The sequence below is a fragment of the Cognatundibacterium oligocarboniphilum genome, from assembly GCF_013377855.1.
GTDB classification, from domain to species: domain Bacteria; phylum Pseudomonadota; class Gammaproteobacteria; order Burkholderiales; family Burkholderiaceae_D; genus Undibacterium; species Undibacterium oligocarboniphilum.
In genome coordinates this window covers 255,520-270,789 of the sequence record NZ_JABXYJ010000002.1, presented here as the reverse complement: position 1 = coordinate 270,789, position 15,270 = coordinate 255,520, and the positions used below count along the sequence as shown (strand labels likewise).

Here is a 15,270-nt window from a genome sequence, read left to right as displayed (position 1 = left end):
ACAGTGGGTTACAAATACCGGATTGGCTTTTCTGATGCAGAACTCGCTGAGAGGTTTATAATTTCACCTCAGGCAACATTCAATGAATGACGCCTCTGTTATACCATTACCCATTTCCGGAACCATGTCCGTGTTGGCGAGTCCAAATCAGTTATGAATTCAGTTTCTCTTCCGGGATATCCGCGGTCACCGCAGCGACAGTCTGGTCAGTGGCGCTCCGTCGTGCTGGCGGCTCTGGTGCATATCTTGCTGATCGGTTTTCTATGGGTGGGAATCCGCTGGCAGAACAAAGAATCGACTGCCGTCGAGGCAGAAGTCTGGGATATGACGACCCGTGAGGCAGCACCTCAGCCGGTGGCCGATATACCGCCGCCTGAACCTGTTTTGCAAAAAGACACTCCGTCGCCAGTCATTAAGGAAGAATTACCCAAAGAAGATCCTGAAATTGCCTTGCAGCAGAAAAAACGTCAGCTCGCCGAGCAGAAAAAAGAAGAGGCGCGTCAGCGTGCGCTGGAAGAAGAAAAAAAACTGGCGGCAGAAAAAGAACAGCAGTTGAAAAAAGAAAAAGAGCGTGAGAAACAAAAAGAGCTGCAACGCGAACAGGATCGCCTGAAAGAAAAAGAACACGAAAAAGAACGCGACAGAGAGAAGCTGGAAAAACAGAAACTGGCTGATCAGAAAGCACAACAGGCGAAAGAAAAAGCGGCTAGTGATAAGCTTTTTAAGGAAAATATGCAGCGGCTGGCAGCGCAGGCTGGCGTGACCGGCAGCGGTGGCAGTGGTACAGCTGTCAAGTCCACCGGTAATAATCGCGGTGATCCGAGCTATGCCGCTAAAATCGCCGCTAAAGTACGATCTAATACAAACTTCAGCGGCATGGAGAGCACAGTGGGTAATCCTACTGTTGAATATCGCATCGACTTATTGCCAGATGGCTCGCTGCGTGGTGCAATACGCAAACTGAAATCATCCGGCGTCCCCGGTTTTGATGAGGCCGTTGCAAAAGCTATTGAAAAATCTGCGCCATTTCCACGGGATAAAACGGGCGAAGTCCCGCCAAGCCTGGAACTGGTTTACAAAATGAAAGAAGAGTAATTCTGAATGAGTTCTGTATTCAATAAAATTGTATTCAGTGCCGCATTGCTGGCGATTGGTGGTTTGCTGTACACGCCGGTGCAGGCTCAGTTACGGGTAGAAGTATCGGGCGTCGGTTCCAGCCAGATTCCGGTGGCGATTGCCGCTTTTGCGGATGAAATGCTGATACCGCAGCAGATCACCTCTATCATCAAAGATGACCTGAACCGCAGCGGCTATTTCAAAATTATTGATGCGGATGCTGTGATCACAGAGTCGGCGCCCGTGAATTTCGACGAATGGAGAAAGCGTGGTGCTGAGGCGCTGGTAGTCGGTAGTGTGCAGCGACTCGCAGATGGTCGTTTCGATGTGCGTTATCGCTTGCTCGATACGGTGAAGTCCGTGCCGCTGTCAGGTTTTTCTGTCGCCACTCCACCCACCAATACCCGTCTGACAGCGCATAAAATCGCTGACGATATTTATGAAAAACTCACTGGTATCCCCGGCGCATTTGCGACCCGGATCGCTTATGTGACCAAGGCCGGCAATGAGTATCGTCTTGAAGTGGCTGATGCAGATGGCGATGGCATCAAGGTCGCCCTGCGTTCCAATGAACCGATCATTTCTCCTGCATGGTCTGCCGATGGCACCAAGGTCGCGTATGTCTCTTTTGAAGCCAAGAAACCCGTTGTCTGGGTGCAGAACCTGGTAACGGGCGAACGGCGTATCGTTGCCAATTTCAAAGGCAACAATTCGGCTCCGGCATGGTCACCAGACGGCAGCCGGCTGGCCGTGGCACTGTCACGCGACGGTCTGACACAAATTTACACGGTAAACGCAGATGGTTCCGGCTTGCAGAAACTGACCAGCAGCAGCGGCATCGATACTGAGCCGCAGTTTTCAGCGGATGGGCAATCCGTCTATTTCCTGAGCGACCGTGGTGGCAGTCCTCAGATTTACCGGATTAATACGAATGGCGGCGAGGCAAAACGGGTCACATTCAACGGCACTTATAACATCACGCCGCGCATTTCCCCTGATGGTCGCACACTGGCCTATATCTCGCGACGTGATAATAAATTCCAGCTGTATGTGCTGGATCTGGCAACAGGGCAAGAACAGCGTTTGTCTGATACGACCAAAGACGAGTCCCCGAGTTTTTCACCGAACGGCCGTTATATTATGTATGCAACGGAATCCGGACGCCGGGGTGCGCTGGCCGTGGTGTCGGTCGATGGCAAGGTGAAACAGAAATTGACGGTGCAAGCCGGAGATATCAGGGAGCCCACCTGGGGTCCCTTTATGAAATAAATGATGGGCATTGAACGTTATCGTTGATGGTGTAATTATTTTTTATTCAGGAGAAAAAATGCGACTCACTTCCCAATCAAAAACACTGGCATTAATGATTTCCAGTGTCGTGCTGATGTCAGCATGCGCTTCTAAAGTACCGTTGCAAGAAAAAGCGAAGGTTGAAGAAAAACCGATCGCGACGACATCCACGCCTGCTGATCCGAACGCAGTGAAAACCGTATCAACCGGTTCTGTTGATCCGCTTGACGACCCGAAAGGCGTGCTGGCAAAACGCAGTGTGTATTTTGACTTTGACAGCTATGTTGTTAAGGATGAATACAAATCTGTCGTCGATGCGCACTCCAAATACCTGACTTCCAATAAGCGCAGGATCCTGATTCAGGGAAATACGGATGAGCGTGGCGGCAGCGAATACAACCTGGCACTGGGCCAGAAACGTGCCGAGGCCGTGCGCAAGTCCATGAATCTGCTGGGTGTGTCTGATGGTCAGATGGAAGCCGTTTCTCTGGGTAAGGAAAAACCAAAAGCAGCAGGACATGACGAAGCTGCATGGGCAGAAAACCGCCGCGCTGATATCGTTTATCAGTAATGACCTGACAGGACTGTCGTCATGACGGTCTCACCGTGTATGACGCCGGGTTCCCTGTCTGGGTGATCCGGCGTTTTCATTTTTCTTCTGAATGCTATGAAATTAATTTCTGTCCGCCACTCTGTTGCCATTGCAGCCCTGTTTGTGTTGCTGGCTCCTTCACTGGCTTCTGCCGGTTTGTTTGATGACGATGAGGCGCGCAAGGCAATTCTGGATTTGCGCAGCAAAGTCGATGCGCTCAATACCCGCCTTGATGCGAAACTCGATACCAAGGCAGATAAAAATACTGCGCTCGATCTGGCAAATGAAAACGAGCAGCTGCGTGCTGAAATGGCGAAACTGCGCGGACAACTGGAAGTGTTGGCCAATGATGTCGCCAATACGCAGCGCCGTCAGCAGGATTTTTATGTGGACCTCGATAACCGTCTGCGTAAGATCGAGCCTAAACGCATGACAGTGGATGGCAAGGAAACGACGGTTGAGCCGACCGAACAGCGTAACTATGATGCGGCCATGTCATTGTTTAAAGCGGGTGATTATAAAAATGCGGTTACGGCATTTTCCGGATTCCTGAGTGCTTACCCGCAATCGGGATATGCCGGTTCTGCGCAATACTGGCTCGGTAATTCTTATTACGCGCAGCGTGATTGCAAGAACACGGTTCCGGCGATGCAGCAGTTGGTCAAAACTTATCCCGATCATCCTAAAGCACCAGATGCGCTGCTGAACATTGCCGGATGTTATACCGAGCTGAAGGAAAAAGCTGCGGCCAAAAAAACGCTGGAAACATTGATCAGCCAGTATCCTGATACCGAAGCAGCGCAGGCTGCCAAAAATCGGCTGAGCGCAAAATAGAATCACGCTATTAATCCTGCGTCACCATTGACAGCCGGCTCTGATCGTTCTATAATCTCGGTCTTTCGGGTCGTTAGCTCAGCTGGTAGAGCAGCGGACTTTTAATCCGTTGGTCGCAGGTTCGAATCCCGCACGGCCTACCACGAATACCAAAAAGACTTATGTCGTACCAGTAAGTCTTTTATTTTTTAGCAAGTTTTGGGTCGTTAGCTCAGCTGGTAGAGCAGCGGACTTTTAATCCGTTGGTCGCAGGTTCGAATCCCGCACGGCCTACCACGAATACCAAAAAGACTTATGTCGTACCAGTAAGTCTTTTATTTTTTAGCAAGTTTTGGGTCGTTAGCTCAGCTGGTAGAGCAGCGGACTTTTGATCCGTTGGTCGCAGGTTCGAATCCCGCACGGCCTACCACGAATACCAAAAAGACTTATGTCGTACCAGAAAGTCTTTTATTTTTTAGCAAGTTATGGGTCGTTAGCTCAGCTGGTAGAGCAGCGGACTTTTGATCCGTTGGTCGCAGGTTCGAATCCCGCACGGCCTACCACGAATACCAAAAAGACTTATGTCGTACCAGAAAGTCTTTTATTTTTTAGCAAGTTATGGGTCGTTAGCTCAGCTGGTAGAGCAGCGGACTTTTAATCCGTTGGTCGCAGGTTCGAATCCCGCACGGCCTACCACGAATACCAAAAAGACTTATGTCGAACCAGAAAGTCTTTTATTTTTTAGCAAGTTTTGGGTCGTTAGCTCAGCTGGTAGAGCAGCGGACTTTTAATCCGGTGGTCGCAGGTTCGAATCCCGCACGGCCTACCAAAACAAAGGACGCAGGTGAAAGCCTGTGTCCTTTTTTGTTTTTGGCGGCAGCTGGCGCATTTGGGAATGATGAAATTTCTGATGTTCCCCGCGCAGTTCGCCAGAATCAGCGAATTGGAATTATCATTCCGATTCAGTTACCGGATGCACCATCATGAAGAAATCTGCCAGCAAGCCAGTTTTACCGAATAAAAACCAACTTACTGCTGAAAAGCATGATATCCGGCCGGGACAGTCACTGGAGTTGTTGAAGGAGTTGCATATCCTGACGCGGGATGGCAAGCTGAATCAGGACAGCCGCCGCAAACTCAAGCAGGTGTATCACCTGTACCAGTTTATTGAGCCTTTGCTCAACACTTTGCAAGAGGATCATACTGATATCTGTCTCGTCGATCATGGTGCCGGAAAATCCTATCTGGGATTTATTCTCTACGACCTGTTTTTCAAGGCCGGGCAGGCAACGAGCAAAGCGCATATCTACGGAATCGAAACCCGCGACGAGCTGGTCCGTAAATCGGCAGAGCTGGCGCAGCGTCTGGATTTTCCGGGCATGTCTTTTCTGAATCTGTCGGTGGCGGATTCGATTACCTCGGCACAGTTGCCGGAACAGGTGGACATGGTGACGGCGCTGCATGCCTGCGATACGGCCACCGACGATGCGATTCAGTTTGCCCTGAAAAAGAAGGCACGCTTTATGGTGCTGGTGCCTTGTTGTCAGGCGGAGGTCGCGGCAGAGCTGCGCAAGCATAAAGGCGAAGCTGTCCGCCAGAACCCTTTGTCTGAAATGTGGCGGCATCCGATCCATACACGCGAGTTTGGCAGCCAGATCACGAATGTGCTGCGCTGTCTGCAACTGGAGGCGCATGGTTACCAGGTCCGTGTGACGGAACTGGTGGGGTGGGAGCATTCCATGAAAAATGAGCTGATTATTGCTGAATATAAAGGGTTGCCTGCCAGACGGCCGGCGGAACGTCTGGCTGAAGTATTGAAAACGACAGGACTGGAATCTTTGCAGAGACGTTTTTTTGTCACACCGTAAAAGCAGCGTCACCTGCTGGTCACAAAAAATGATTAATATCATTTCTCAGCACCATACAATACCGTTTTATCTGTGACTTCATTCACCATCTGACAGAGTTTGATAGAAAAGGAAAGAAAACATGCTGGCCGCCGTTGATCTGGGTTCCAACAGTTTTCGTATGCATATTGCGCGCCATGAAGGTGACGCCATCCGGGTTGTGAAAAGCGCCCGTGAACCGATCCGGCTGGCAGCCGGACTGGATCTGGACGGTAACCTGACCCCGGAGGCGATGCAGAGCGCGGTCAGCTGTCTGGCGCGTTTCCGCGAAATCCTGAACGCCTATCCGATTGACAGCCTGCGGGTGGTAGCGACCAATACCGTTCGTGTTGCAAAAAACGCCGATCAGTTGTTGCCGCGCGCCGAAGCAGCGATCGGTCATGCGATCGATGTTATTTCGGGCGAAGAGGAAGGCCGCCTGATTTACATGGGTGTGGCCAATGCCGTGGCGATACCGGGAGAACGCCGGCTGGTGATGGATATCGGTGGCGGCTCCACAGAAGTGATTCTGGGCCGTGGTCATGAAATTGTGAAGGTCGAATCGTTCAGCATCGGAACGGTCAGGCACAGTGCCAGTTTTTTTCCGGATGGTCGTCTGACGGAGGCTGCGTTTGAAGCCGCCGTGCTATCGGCGCGTTCCATGTTTGAAGATGCCGCACCGCCGTATCAGCCGCAGCACTGGCGTAAGGCTTATGGCTCATCCGGCACCATGCGGGCGATTGCAGATGCGATTATCAAAGGTGGTCTCGGTGATGGCAAGCTGACGCTCAACAGCCTGAATGCACTGAAACAGTATTGCGTACAGTGCGGGCAGATCAGCGACCTGGAACTCAGCGGCATAAGGCCGGAGCGGGTGGCAATGGTCGTGGGCGGGCTGGCAATTCTGATCGGTCTGATGACAGAGTTTCAGATTGAAGTGCTGATTCCGATTGAAGCCGGTCTGCGCATGGGCGTCATGTGGGATCTGCATCTGCGTGCCAACAAACGCGATCGGCGTGAAGTGGCGGTGCAGCACGTGGCGCAGCTGTTCCACACCGATATGTCGCGTGCCAACCGCGTTGCAGATATGGTGAAATCGTTGTATCTGCAACTCAGGCCTGCGGGCGACGAATACCTGCGCCTGCTGCAATGGAGTGCCACGCTGCACGAAGTTGGCATGGTGGTATCCCACACCGGTTATCACAAACACGGTGCCTACATGATTGAAAATGCCGATATGGCGGGTTTCACGACGCGCGAGCAGCGCATCATGAGCAAATTTATCCTGAGCCAGAAAGGCAACCTCAGAAAAGTCGCAGAAGGTTTGTCCGACCCTGACTTTACCAAAGCCGTGCTGGCGTTGCGACTCTCCGTCATGCTGATGCATTCCCGCGCTGAAATCGAGTATGAAGACATGCGTCTGAAAATGAAAAAAGCCATCGAACTCGAAATGCGCAGAGACTGGGTTTCTGGGCATCCGACAGTTGCCTACTGGTTGCAGAAGGAAATCGAATGCTGGCGCGAAATCGGCGTCGACTTTCTGGTCAGAACCAACGTCTGAGCTGACTGCAAAGATAATTCAAATTACCCGTTAATGGGGAGTATGGGGGGAAATCACCCTGTTCTCAATATGAATAAAGGGTTTTTAAAAATACTCCGGGGAGTATCTTGTGCTTTCTACGTTGTATGGCAAAGAGGAAAATGGCCATCACCGTAATACAGACGCTTTGCGGTGATGATGTCATGTATCGCCGGAGGTCAGGTCTCCGGCCCGACTGCGTGATTCTGTGAGAATGCGCTGCCGAGTGACGGAAAGCAATGCGAATAAACACAGATCCATTCGTTTTTGACGTTTGACTGATGTTCAGTCCGCAGTAAACAGCATCAGCAATTCCAGTCCGTTCATTCCGACTTTACCTTCTCGTAGTACCGTGTCTGCATCCGGATTGGGGTAGTGTTTTTGCAAAATGGAAAAGTAGGCAGCGTTGCGTATGCCATTCAGTTTGCCATCGTTGCTCTGATAGTAGGGGAAGGTATCCGGGTAACGCGTCCAGCGGGCGGCTCTGGCATAGGCCAGTCCCAGTTTTCGTCCGGCATCACCCTGGTAGACATCAAAGCCGCGAAGAGCCAATATTTCAGCTGCCACTGCGGTGGGTAACAGGGTGTAATGGGTGTAACTCAGACCGTTGATTCCCTGATCTGCGCCACCGCAGTAATTGTTGGTGTTGCTGCGGCAGATTTCCAGTGGCAGAGAGCCGTCATCGGCGACCTGACTTTGCATCAGCGCCTGCCAGCGGTGACTCGTCTTTGCCAGCTGTTGGGTATTCCCGAGATAGGCGGCGATGCTGGCATCCAGTAATACTCCCCAGTTCCCATGATTATTGGCTTTATCCGCATGTGTCGTGGCTGCTGCTTTATCTGTGAGCAGGGCTCTGAATGTCGTGTCGTCCCAGTCGTTCACACCTCGCACCAGACTCGCGCCGATAATGATTTGCGGCAGATTAAAATTAAAATCGGAGGCACCCTGTCCCTTGTCAACAGTTTTGACAGTCTTGCTCCAGGCGTCAATCATGGTTTGTGCATGACTGGCGTAGGCACGGTTCGTTGTCAACTGATAGCAGAGGGCGGCGCGATAAATAATACCCGCATCGGTGCTGAGATTTTTGGCGGTCGTGTCGTGCGTGATTCCTGTCGAGGAATAATGCGGAGCAGGGCTAAAATCGGCGACCGGCTGTGCTCTGGTATCGAGCTCGGTATCACAGCGTTTTTGCAAAGCTGTCCACCGTTCGGGCTGCTGTTGCAGTGCCTGAATCTGTGTTGATGTAATGAACAGGGGTTGTTCTGCGGGCATCTGCGCATGAACGAGCATGGTAGTACCCAGGGGCAGGATCATGACAGAGATTTTTCGCAAAGCGTTATGTATCATTTTCTCGTTGTGGTGAACTTTTGAGAGTAACGCCGGATAATGGACTACACGAACCAAGCGAACCCTGTTGACGCATCAAGTATAGTACAGGCCGGTATGCAGAAGCCGCCGGCCTGTTCCGGTGATGATGATCTTTTGTTTAAAAATCAAATTGTGCTGACAGGCGATAGGTGCGTGGTGCGCCGGGGAACAGGTAGCCGCCGAGTGCCTGTGTGGCATCGCGCCAGTAGAAACGATCAGCCAGGTTATCGATATTGAAGCGGATGGTGGTAGCGGTTCCGGCGATTTTTGTCGCATAGCGCGCACCCAGATTCCAGACCTGATAACCGGGAACGATGATGCTGTTGTCCGGTGTGTAGGCTTTGTTGCCTGAATATTGCCAGCTGCCGTTCAGACTCAGTCCGTTGATTTGCGCGACGGTGTAATCGGCGTAGAGGGTGGCTTTTTGTTTCGGGACGTTCAGCACGCGCTGCCCATCGAGTGCCGGGTTGCCGGTGTCCTGTTGTCTGGCTTGCAGCGCGCTGATGCTGGCGCCCAGAGTCCATTGTGCGGTCAGTCTGCCCTGAGCGGACAGCTCCAGTCCGGTGTGCTGCGCTTCACCGTTTTGCACATAGAAATTGGCATCGTTGACGTACTCCAGCGGTTTGGTGATGCGGAACAGGGCTGCCGATACGCTGAGGTCGCGGTTCAGTTCGGCCTTGATACCGGTTTCAATCTGCTTTGAGCGCGCAGGATTTTGCATCTGATTCTGGTTCAGGGTGCCGAATGGGGCGACGCCACCGTGTTCCAGCCCTTGTGCCGTAGAAATGTAGGTGCTGATTTCTGCCCGTGGTTTGTATACCAGTGCGGCATTGGAAACCCAGTAATGACGGTCATAACCCGCTGCATCGACCTGATTGCGGGTGATGTGCAGACGGCGGATGCCTGCGTGGAATTGCCATTGCTCACTAAAATGAATCACATCCTGCGCCAGCAGCGATTGTTCGCGGTCGGTGCGGCGCAGGCTGGCGACGCCCGGCTGATTTGGAGAGGACGGTACGGCAACCGGATGGAACAGGTTGCTGCTGCCGACGTAGTCGTACACATAGTCACCGAAGTAATCTTCGCGACGCGATGTGGTAACACCCAATACCAACTGATGCCGGATCAGGCCGGTGACGATGCGGCCAGTCAGCAGCGCCTGGCTGCCCAGTAGCGATTTGGATTCGTTCAGACTGCGGTAATCGTAGACGTCATAATCGCCATTTGCGCAATAGCCCGGATACAGGTTGGCAGCGCTGCAGCCGTAAGGAAAGGCGGTGTAGTCGTCGCGCCGGAAGCGATGCTGGTTGGCGGCAACGCTGGCACTCCAGTCGGTATTCAGTCGGTATTCAAAACGCATTCCCAGATTGCTGTCGCGGGTATCCACCGGCTTGGCCCACGGCTGCTGGTTCAGCATCATGTCTGCTTGCACGCCGGTTGGCAAATCGGTGCCGTTAAACAGCTGAAACCCGGGAACCGATAATTGTGATTTGTGCTGGTAATCGGCATCCAGTTGCAGCAATGCCTGTGGCGACAGATGCCAGTCGAAGGCGATGGAGGCAAACTGGCGCTCGCCGTCGGCACCTTTGACGTAAGAGCGCAGGCGTTCTCCGGCAGCATTGATGCGGTAACCGAATTGCCGGTCGTTACTCAGATCGCTCAGATCAACGTTGCCGTACAGGGTGCCGCGTTCGGAAATGGATGTGCTGATACTGCGCACGGGGGTGGCAGCCGGGCGTTTGGTGACGTAATCAATGATGCCGCCGGGTGTGGCAAAGCCGGACTGAAAGCCGGAAATACCTTTGAGGATTTCAATCCGTTCTTTATTTTCCAGCGGGATGGAAGCATCGCCCGGAATGGCAAAACCGTCTTTGCGGTAGCTGCTGTTATTATCCAGCGCAAATCCACGGATGGAAAACTGTTCAGCATAACCAACGGCATTGTAGGCGTCATTCACGCTGGCGTCGTATTTCATTGCATCGGTGGTCTGACGTATCTGCAGATTCTGCAATTGCTGGCTGTTCCAGCCGTGGATGGAAAAGGGCGTATCGAGTAGCAGGGCTTCGGTGAAGCCGGCGGCTTTGCTGCGTGCGTCTTGGTTGTCTTGCGGCTTGAGGCCGGTGACGATCACTTCCTGCGGGTTCGATTCGTTACTCTGGGCGTATGCTGTGGCGGCGAATGCCTGCGCGATGGCGATGACCAGCAGGCTGCGGTGAAAAGCGGGAATGGAATGTGGTGTCATGGTGCTCTCGTTGTGCTGATGTCAGCGCGGGAGCAGGCAAAGCGGAGAGGGAACCGGACGTAACTTTGCGCTTCCCTTCGCTGGCATTATCCAGATCAGGTAGAAGGGACTCTCTCACCCGGAACAATGCTGTCTGATAGCGCTGTTCCAGGACCCCTAGCGAAGTCGCTACTTTACCATGTTTCGGCATGCTCTGGCCGAAATCAGGGAGAATGGCATGCCGTTCATGACCAACACCGCTGTCTGTGCCGGACTGCGTTGACGAGATCAGGAACAGGCAGCAGGGTGTGTCGGTTTAAAAATATACTGGGGGAGTATTTTAAAAAGACCTTATTTTGTCTTGGCTGCAAGCCTGAAAATGCAGATACTCCCCTATTTTATTATGTCAGGCAGATTTTGGAGTACGGAAACTGAGCCACAGACCTTCTGCGGAATAGATCACCAGCGCTGCCCAGATTGCGATGAAACCGAACAATTTATGCTGGTCAAATGCTTCGTGAAACAGCCACACGCCGAGCAGCAGTTGAACCATGGGCGCAATGTATTGCAGTAGGCCGAGCGTGGTCATCGGTATTCTGCGCGCGCCGGCGGCAAACAGCAGTAAGGGGATGGCAGTCACCGGGCCGCTGAGCGCCAGCAACATTTGAATATCTGTGCCCTGCGTCAGTAAGGCGTTACCGCCATGCAGGCTGAGCCAGCACAGATAGGCGGCAGCAAACGGGAACAGCAGCGCCGTTTCCAGCGACAAGCCCTCCAGCGCGCCGAGCGGGGAGGTTTTACGCAGCAAACCGTAGGTGCCGAATGTCAGCGCCAGCGTCAGGCCGATCCAGGGCAGGCGGCCAGTCTGCCAGGTGAGCCAGCCTACGCCCAGCGCGGCAAATGCCACCGCCAGCCATTGACCGTAACGCAGGCGTTCCCGTAAAAAGACCGAGCCGATCAGAATATTCACCAGCGGGGTGATGAAATAACCGAGGCTGGCATCAATCACATGGCCGTCGTTGACTGCCCAGATATATACGAACCAGTTAGCCGATAGCAGCAGGGCGCTGAGTGCAAATCCACCGATTATCCTGGGCTGGCGGGCTGTCTCACTGATCCATGACCATTGGCGACGCCATGTCAGAATACCTGCCAGGAACAGCAGCGACCAGACCATGCGGTTAAGCAGAATTTCCAGTGCAGGAACACTGTGTAATGCCTTGAAATACAGGGGAAACAAACCCCAGATGGTATAGGCGGAACCCGCCAGTAATGTGCCTTTACGCATCAGAAAATTCCAGAATGGTAGCTGCCGGTGCAGCTGAAGGCATGATTATCCTCGTAATGCTGATTTCCTGCTGAGAAAGATCCGATCAGATGGGGAGGACGGGGAGGCGGCAGAAGGAATGTCAGCGGGTGCGGGCTGCGGCAATTGCTTTGCACAGCGCTTCGGTGCCGTCCAGAATACGGGGGCCGGCACGATTGAGCCAGTCTGCCGGTATGGCATAAAAATGCCCTTTCCTGGTGGCATTCAGTACGCCGAAGCTGCGCCAGGATTGCAGGCTGTCGGTATTGTCACCACCTGTGATGATGGCATCCGGATTGGCTGTCAGCACGGCTTCCGTAGTCACCGTCGGGCTGATTTCTTTCAGATGACCAAAGATATTTTGTCCGCCGCACAGACGGATGGCGACCGAGACCAGATGTGTATCATTGAGTGTCATCAGCGGCTTGTTCCAGACCTGGTAAAACACCCGGACCGGTGGTGTCGAAGCCGGTTGCTGATAACGCTGCTGTATCGCAGCAAGCCGCTGGCGAAATTCCTGTGCCGCTGCTTTGCCTTTGGCGCTAGTCCCTGCCAGTACGGACAGGCGTTCAATCGAACTGGCCACCATCTCAAAATCACGCGGCTCGCTTTCGAAGACAGGCAGGTGCTGATCGCGTAGTTTGTTTGCCAGCAAACGGGCATTGCCGGTGCCCCAGATCACGATCAGGTCAGGCTGGTATGCCAGCAATCTTTCCAGATCCAGGGCAAACACATTACCGACGGAAGGCAGGCTTTTCGCCGCATCCGGAAAATTACTGTAATCGCTGATAGCGACAATCTGTGATCCGGCACCGGCAGCAAACAGCAATTCAGTCGTATGCGGCGCCAGACTGACGATACGGCGTGCCGGCTGGTTCAGCGTCACATTACGCTGCGCATCGTCCTGCACGCTGACAGCCGCATGGGCTGGCATCGCCAGCATGCTCAGAGCCGTAGCGGCACTGGCGATGACGCAGGTAGCAGCAAGGTACAGACGTGCTGGCAGATGCACGGACAGGCGCATCAGATTTCCAGATTGTCGATCAGACGGGTGCCGCCGAGTTTGGCCGCTGCCAGTACCACCATCGGCACGCCCTGTGCCAGATCACCGGCAGAAGGCGGTTGCAGGTCGGCCTGTTTGCGCACGGCGATGTAATCAGGTTTCCAATGGCGTTCAGCCAGCTTCGCCATGGCAGAGCGTTCCAGTTCAAACATATCGAGATGCCCGGCGCGGACTTCTTCGGCCACTTCATGCAGGGCGCGGTACAGTGCCGGTGCTTCGGCGCGTTCTTCGTCAGACAGGTAACGGTTACGGGAAGAAAGAGCCAGACCATCTTCAGCCCGGTAGGTTTCGGCGGCGATAATCTGGGTTGGCAGAGCAAACTGTTTGCTCATATTGCGCACAATCATCAACTGCTGATAATCTTTTTTCCCGAACACGGCTACCCGCGGTTGCACGCAGGAAAACAGTTTCAGAACAACTGTGGTCACGCCGGTAAAAAAACCAGGCCGGAATTCGCCTTCGAGGATATTACCCAGATCGTCCGGTGGGCGGACACGGTATTCCTGCGGCTCAGGGTACATATCTTTTTCCGTCGGTGCGAACAGGATGTAGACGCCTTCTTTTTCAAGTTTTTCGACGTCTGCCTGGAACGTGCGGGGATATTTATCGAAATCTTCGTTCGGGCCAAATTGCAGACGGTTGACGAAAATCGAAGCAACGACAGGATCACCATGTTTTTTTGCAAGCCGCATCAGCGACAGATGGCCGTCGTGCAGATTACCCATGGTCGGGACGAATGCTGTGCGTAACTGGCCACTCAGATGGTCGCGCAGTTCTTCAATGGAGGAGATGATTTTCATGTGCTTATCAGCGATATCAATGATGTTGGAATAATGAGCAGCAGATGTTTCTGGTGATTCTGTTCTGCACCGGAATCTGGTCAGACTGGCGAATAGGCCAGCCGTACATAAATCGGAGCAAAAGCTTCTGCCTGTGTGATCTCGATCAGCGTTTCTTTGGCGAGTTCCAGTAGCGCCACAAAATTCACTACCAGTACCGGTGCACCGCGCGACGGATCGAATAATTCAGAAAATTCGATAAACCGTGCCGACTGCAGCTTGCGCAGAATACCCGACATATGCTCGCGCACAGACAGTTCCTCGCGGCTGATTTTGTGGTGCGCGACAAGTGTTGCACGTTTCAGGACATCGGCCCAGGCCGCCTGGAGGTCGGCGATCTCAACGTGTGGCCAGTGCAAAACAGTATTTTGTTCGATGAATACCTGGGCATGCAGAAAATCTCTGCCAAGCTGAGGAATGGCATTCAGGTCATAGGCGGCGAGCTTCATCTGCTCATACTCCAGCAAACGACGCACCAGTTCTGCGCGGGGGTCTTCTGCTTCTTCGCCTTCGGTGGTTTTGGCTGAGGGCAGTAACATGCGTGACTTAATTTCAATCAGCATGGCCGCCATCAGCAGATACTCTGCCGCCAGCTCCAGATTATGTTTGCGGATCTGATCCACATACTTCAGATATTGCAGCGTGACTTGCGCCATTGGGATATCCAGAATATTGAAATTCTGCTTGCGGATCAGATACAGCAGTAAATCGAGCGGCCCTTCAAAAGCTTCCAGAAAAACTTCCAGCGCATCCGGAGGGATGTATAAGTCGTTGGGCAGCTTGAACAAAGGTTCGCCATACAGCCTGGCGAAAGCCATGCCATCAATGACATCCGGGGTGCTGTCAACGGCACCGGGCGGAGGTAATTCAACCGGAGGAAGCTCTGTGGAGGTCACCAGCGTTGCGCCTGTACAGGTCAGCCTTTAGTCTGATACACGTAGGGCTGCTGTGCCACACGGGATTCCAGATTACGTTTTTGCTGATCCAGGTCAATCGGCGCTTTGTCCCACAGCAGCGCACGTCCGTCACGCTGGCTTTGTTCGAGTTTGGGATTCGCGCCCTTGAGGCTTTGGATAAAGTTCGTAGCTTCGGATTCGTACAGGGAAAATTGCTTGGAAAATTTCATGATGTTGAAATGAACACGTAAAGGAACGGACGAAGCGGCATTTTACTCTGTATTCAGACTGATACCGCATT

Annotated in this window: 13 protein-coding genes, 6 tRNA genes and 1 riboswitch; of the genes, 12 read left to right on the top strand and 7 right to left on the bottom strand. The window is 53.0% G+C overall.

Annotated elements, in window-relative coordinates; genetic code table 11:
* Positions 1–153 precede the first annotated feature (153 nt).
* From tolA to HV832_RS04210, 12 genes are all read left to right on the top strand, one after another.
* Positions 154–1,095, top strand: a complete 942-nt coding sequence (gene tolA, locus HV832_RS04265) for a cell envelope integrity protein TolA (RefSeq protein WP_176802312.1) — start codon at positions 154–156, stop codon at positions 1,093–1,095.
* Between the two features lie 6 nt (positions 1,096–1,101).
* Positions 1,102–2,385, top strand: coding sequence for a Tol-Pal system beta propeller repeat protein TolB (tolB, locus tag HV832_RS04260; protein ID WP_176802311.1), 1,284 nt, complete (start codon positions 1,102–1,104; stop codon positions 2,383–2,385).
* A gap of 58 nt (positions 2,386–2,443) precedes the next feature.
* Positions 2,444–2,977 (top strand): peptidoglycan-associated lipoprotein Pal, encoded by a 534-nt coding sequence (pal, locus tag HV832_RS04255; RefSeq protein WP_176802310.1) that lies wholly within the window; start codon positions 2,444–2,446, stop codon positions 2,975–2,977.
* Positions 2,978–3,073: 96 nt separating this feature from the next.
* On the top strand, positions 3,074–3,832 hold the full coding sequence (gene ybgF / locus HV832_RS04250; RefSeq protein WP_176802309.1) for a tol-pal system protein YbgF: 759 nt from the start codon (positions 3,074–3,076) through the stop codon (positions 3,830–3,832).
* Between the two features lie 67 nt (positions 3,833–3,899).
* Positions 3,900–3,975, top strand: a tRNA-Lys gene (locus tag HV832_RS04245).
* A gap of 57 nt (positions 3,976–4,032) precedes the next feature.
* Positions 4,033–4,108 (top strand) — tRNA-Lys (locus HV832_RS04240).
* Between the two features lie 57 nt (positions 4,109–4,165).
* Positions 4,166–4,241, top strand: a tRNA-Lys gene (locus tag HV832_RS04235).
* 57 nt (positions 4,242–4,298) lie between these two features.
* Positions 4,299–4,374 (top strand) — tRNA-Lys (locus HV832_RS04230).
* Positions 4,375–4,431: 57 nt separating this feature from the next.
* A tRNA-Lys gene (locus tag HV832_RS04225) sits at positions 4,432–4,507 on the top strand.
* Between the two features lie 57 nt (positions 4,508–4,564).
* Positions 4,565–4,640: transfer RNA gene (locus HV832_RS04220), tRNA-Lys, on the top strand.
* Positions 4,641–4,794: 154 nt separating this feature from the next.
* Positions 4,795–5,679 carry a class I SAM-dependent methyltransferase gene (locus HV832_RS04215; RefSeq protein ID WP_176802308.1) on the top strand — a complete coding sequence of 295 codons (885 nt, stop codon included), beginning with the start codon at positions 4,795–4,797 and terminating at the stop codon, positions 5,677–5,679.
* A gap of 121 nt (positions 5,680–5,800) precedes the next feature.
* Positions 5,801–7,258, top strand: coding sequence for a Ppx/GppA phosphatase family protein (locus HV832_RS04210; protein ID WP_176802307.1), 1,458 nt, complete (start codon positions 5,801–5,803; stop codon positions 7,256–7,258).
* Between the two features lie 303 nt (positions 7,259–7,561).
* Here HV832_RS04210 and HV832_RS04205 read toward each other — a convergent pair whose 3' ends face one another.
* The 7 genes from HV832_RS04205 to HV832_RS04175 all read right to left on the bottom strand — a co-directional run bounded on the left by HV832_RS04205 (position 7,562) and on the right by HV832_RS04175 (position 15,199).
* The gene (locus HV832_RS04205) at positions 7,562–8,623 is read right to left on the bottom strand and encodes an alginate lyase family protein (protein ID WP_176802306.1); all 1,062 of its coding nucleotides are present in this window, start codon (positions 8,621–8,623) and stop codon (positions 7,562–7,564) included.
* Positions 8,624–8,762: 139 nt separating this feature from the next.
* Positions 8,763–10,886, bottom strand: a complete 2,124-nt coding sequence (locus HV832_RS04200) for a TonB-dependent siderophore receptor (protein ID WP_176802305.1) — start codon at positions 10,884–10,886, stop codon at positions 8,763–8,765.
* A 55-nt stretch (positions 10,887–10,941) separates the two neighbouring features.
* Positions 10,942–11,054: riboswitch (TPP riboswitch) on the bottom strand.
* A gap of 217 nt (positions 11,055–11,271) precedes the next feature.
* Positions 11,272–12,153: an EamA family transporter RarD gene (rarD, locus tag HV832_RS04195; protein ID WP_176802304.1), complete on the bottom strand. Its 882-nt coding sequence runs from the start codon at positions 12,151–12,153 to the stop codon at positions 11,272–11,274.
* Positions 12,154–12,274: 121 nt separating this feature from the next.
* Positions 12,275–13,195: a cobalamin-binding protein gene (locus tag HV832_RS04190; protein ID WP_176802303.1), complete on the bottom strand. Its 921-nt coding sequence runs from the start codon at positions 13,193–13,195 to the stop codon at positions 12,275–12,277.
* Positions 13,195–14,034 (bottom strand): pantoate--beta-alanine ligase, encoded by an 840-nt coding sequence (gene panC / locus HV832_RS04185; RefSeq protein WP_176802302.1) that lies wholly within the window; start codon positions 14,032–14,034, stop codon positions 13,195–13,197. Before panC ends, HV832_RS04190 begins: the two co-directional genes overlap by 1 nt.
* A gap of 80 nt (positions 14,035–14,114) precedes the next feature.
* Positions 14,115–14,969 (bottom strand): segregation and condensation protein A, encoded by an 855-nt coding sequence (locus HV832_RS04180; RefSeq protein WP_317889291.1) that lies wholly within the window; start codon positions 14,967–14,969, stop codon positions 14,115–14,117.
* Positions 14,970–14,989: 20 nt separating this feature from the next.
* Complete coding sequence (locus HV832_RS04175) at positions 14,990–15,199, bottom strand: DUF3460 family protein (RefSeq protein ID WP_176802301.1); 210 nt, start codon at positions 15,197–15,199, stop codon at positions 14,990–14,992.
* Between the last annotated feature and the right edge of the window lie 71 nt (positions 15,200–15,270).

Excerpts from the sequence above, each read along its gene's own strand:
- ybgF (WP_176802309.1), top strand. The coding sequence starts at position 3,074 with ATGAAATTAATTTCTGTCCGCCACTCTGTTGCCATTGCAGCCCTGTTT.
- HV832_RS04190 (WP_176802303.1), bottom strand. The coding sequence starts at position 13,195 with ATGCGCCTGTCCGTGCATCTGCCAGCACGTCTGTACCTTGCTGCTACC.
- HV832_RS04215 (WP_176802308.1), top strand. The coding sequence starts at position 4,795 with ATGAAGAAATCTGCCAGCAAGCCAGTTTTACCGAATAAAAACCAACTT.
- HV832_RS04210 (WP_176802307.1), top strand. The coding sequence starts at position 5,801 with ATGCTGGCCGCCGTTGATCTGGGTTCCAACAGTTTTCGTATGCATATT.
- pal (WP_176802310.1), top strand. The coding sequence starts at position 2,444 with ATGCGACTCACTTCCCAATCAAAAACACTGGCATTAATGATTTCCAGT.
- rarD (WP_176802304.1), bottom strand. The coding sequence starts at position 12,153 with ATGCGTAAAGGCACATTACTGGCGGGTTCCGCCTATACCATCTGGGGT.
- panC (WP_176802302.1), bottom strand. The coding sequence starts at position 14,034 with ATGAAAATCATCTCCTCCATTGAAGAACTGCGCGACCATCTGAGTGGC.
- HV832_RS04205 (WP_176802306.1), bottom strand. The coding sequence starts at position 8,623 with ATGATACATAACGCTTTGCGAAAAATCTCTGTCATGATCCTGCCCCTG.
- tolB (WP_176802311.1), top strand. The coding sequence starts at position 1,102 with ATGAGTTCTGTATTCAATAAAATTGTATTCAGTGCCGCATTGCTGGCG.
- HV832_RS04175 (WP_176802301.1), bottom strand. The coding sequence starts at position 15,199 with ATGAAATTTTCCAAGCAATTTTCCCTGTACGAATCCGAAGCTACGAAC.
- HV832_RS04200 (WP_176802305.1), bottom strand. The coding sequence starts at position 10,886 with ATGACACCACATTCCATTCCCGCTTTTCACCGCAGCCTGCTGGTCATC.
- tolA (WP_176802312.1), top strand. The coding sequence starts at position 154 with ATGAATTCAGTTTCTCTTCCGGGATATCCGCGGTCACCGCAGCGACAG.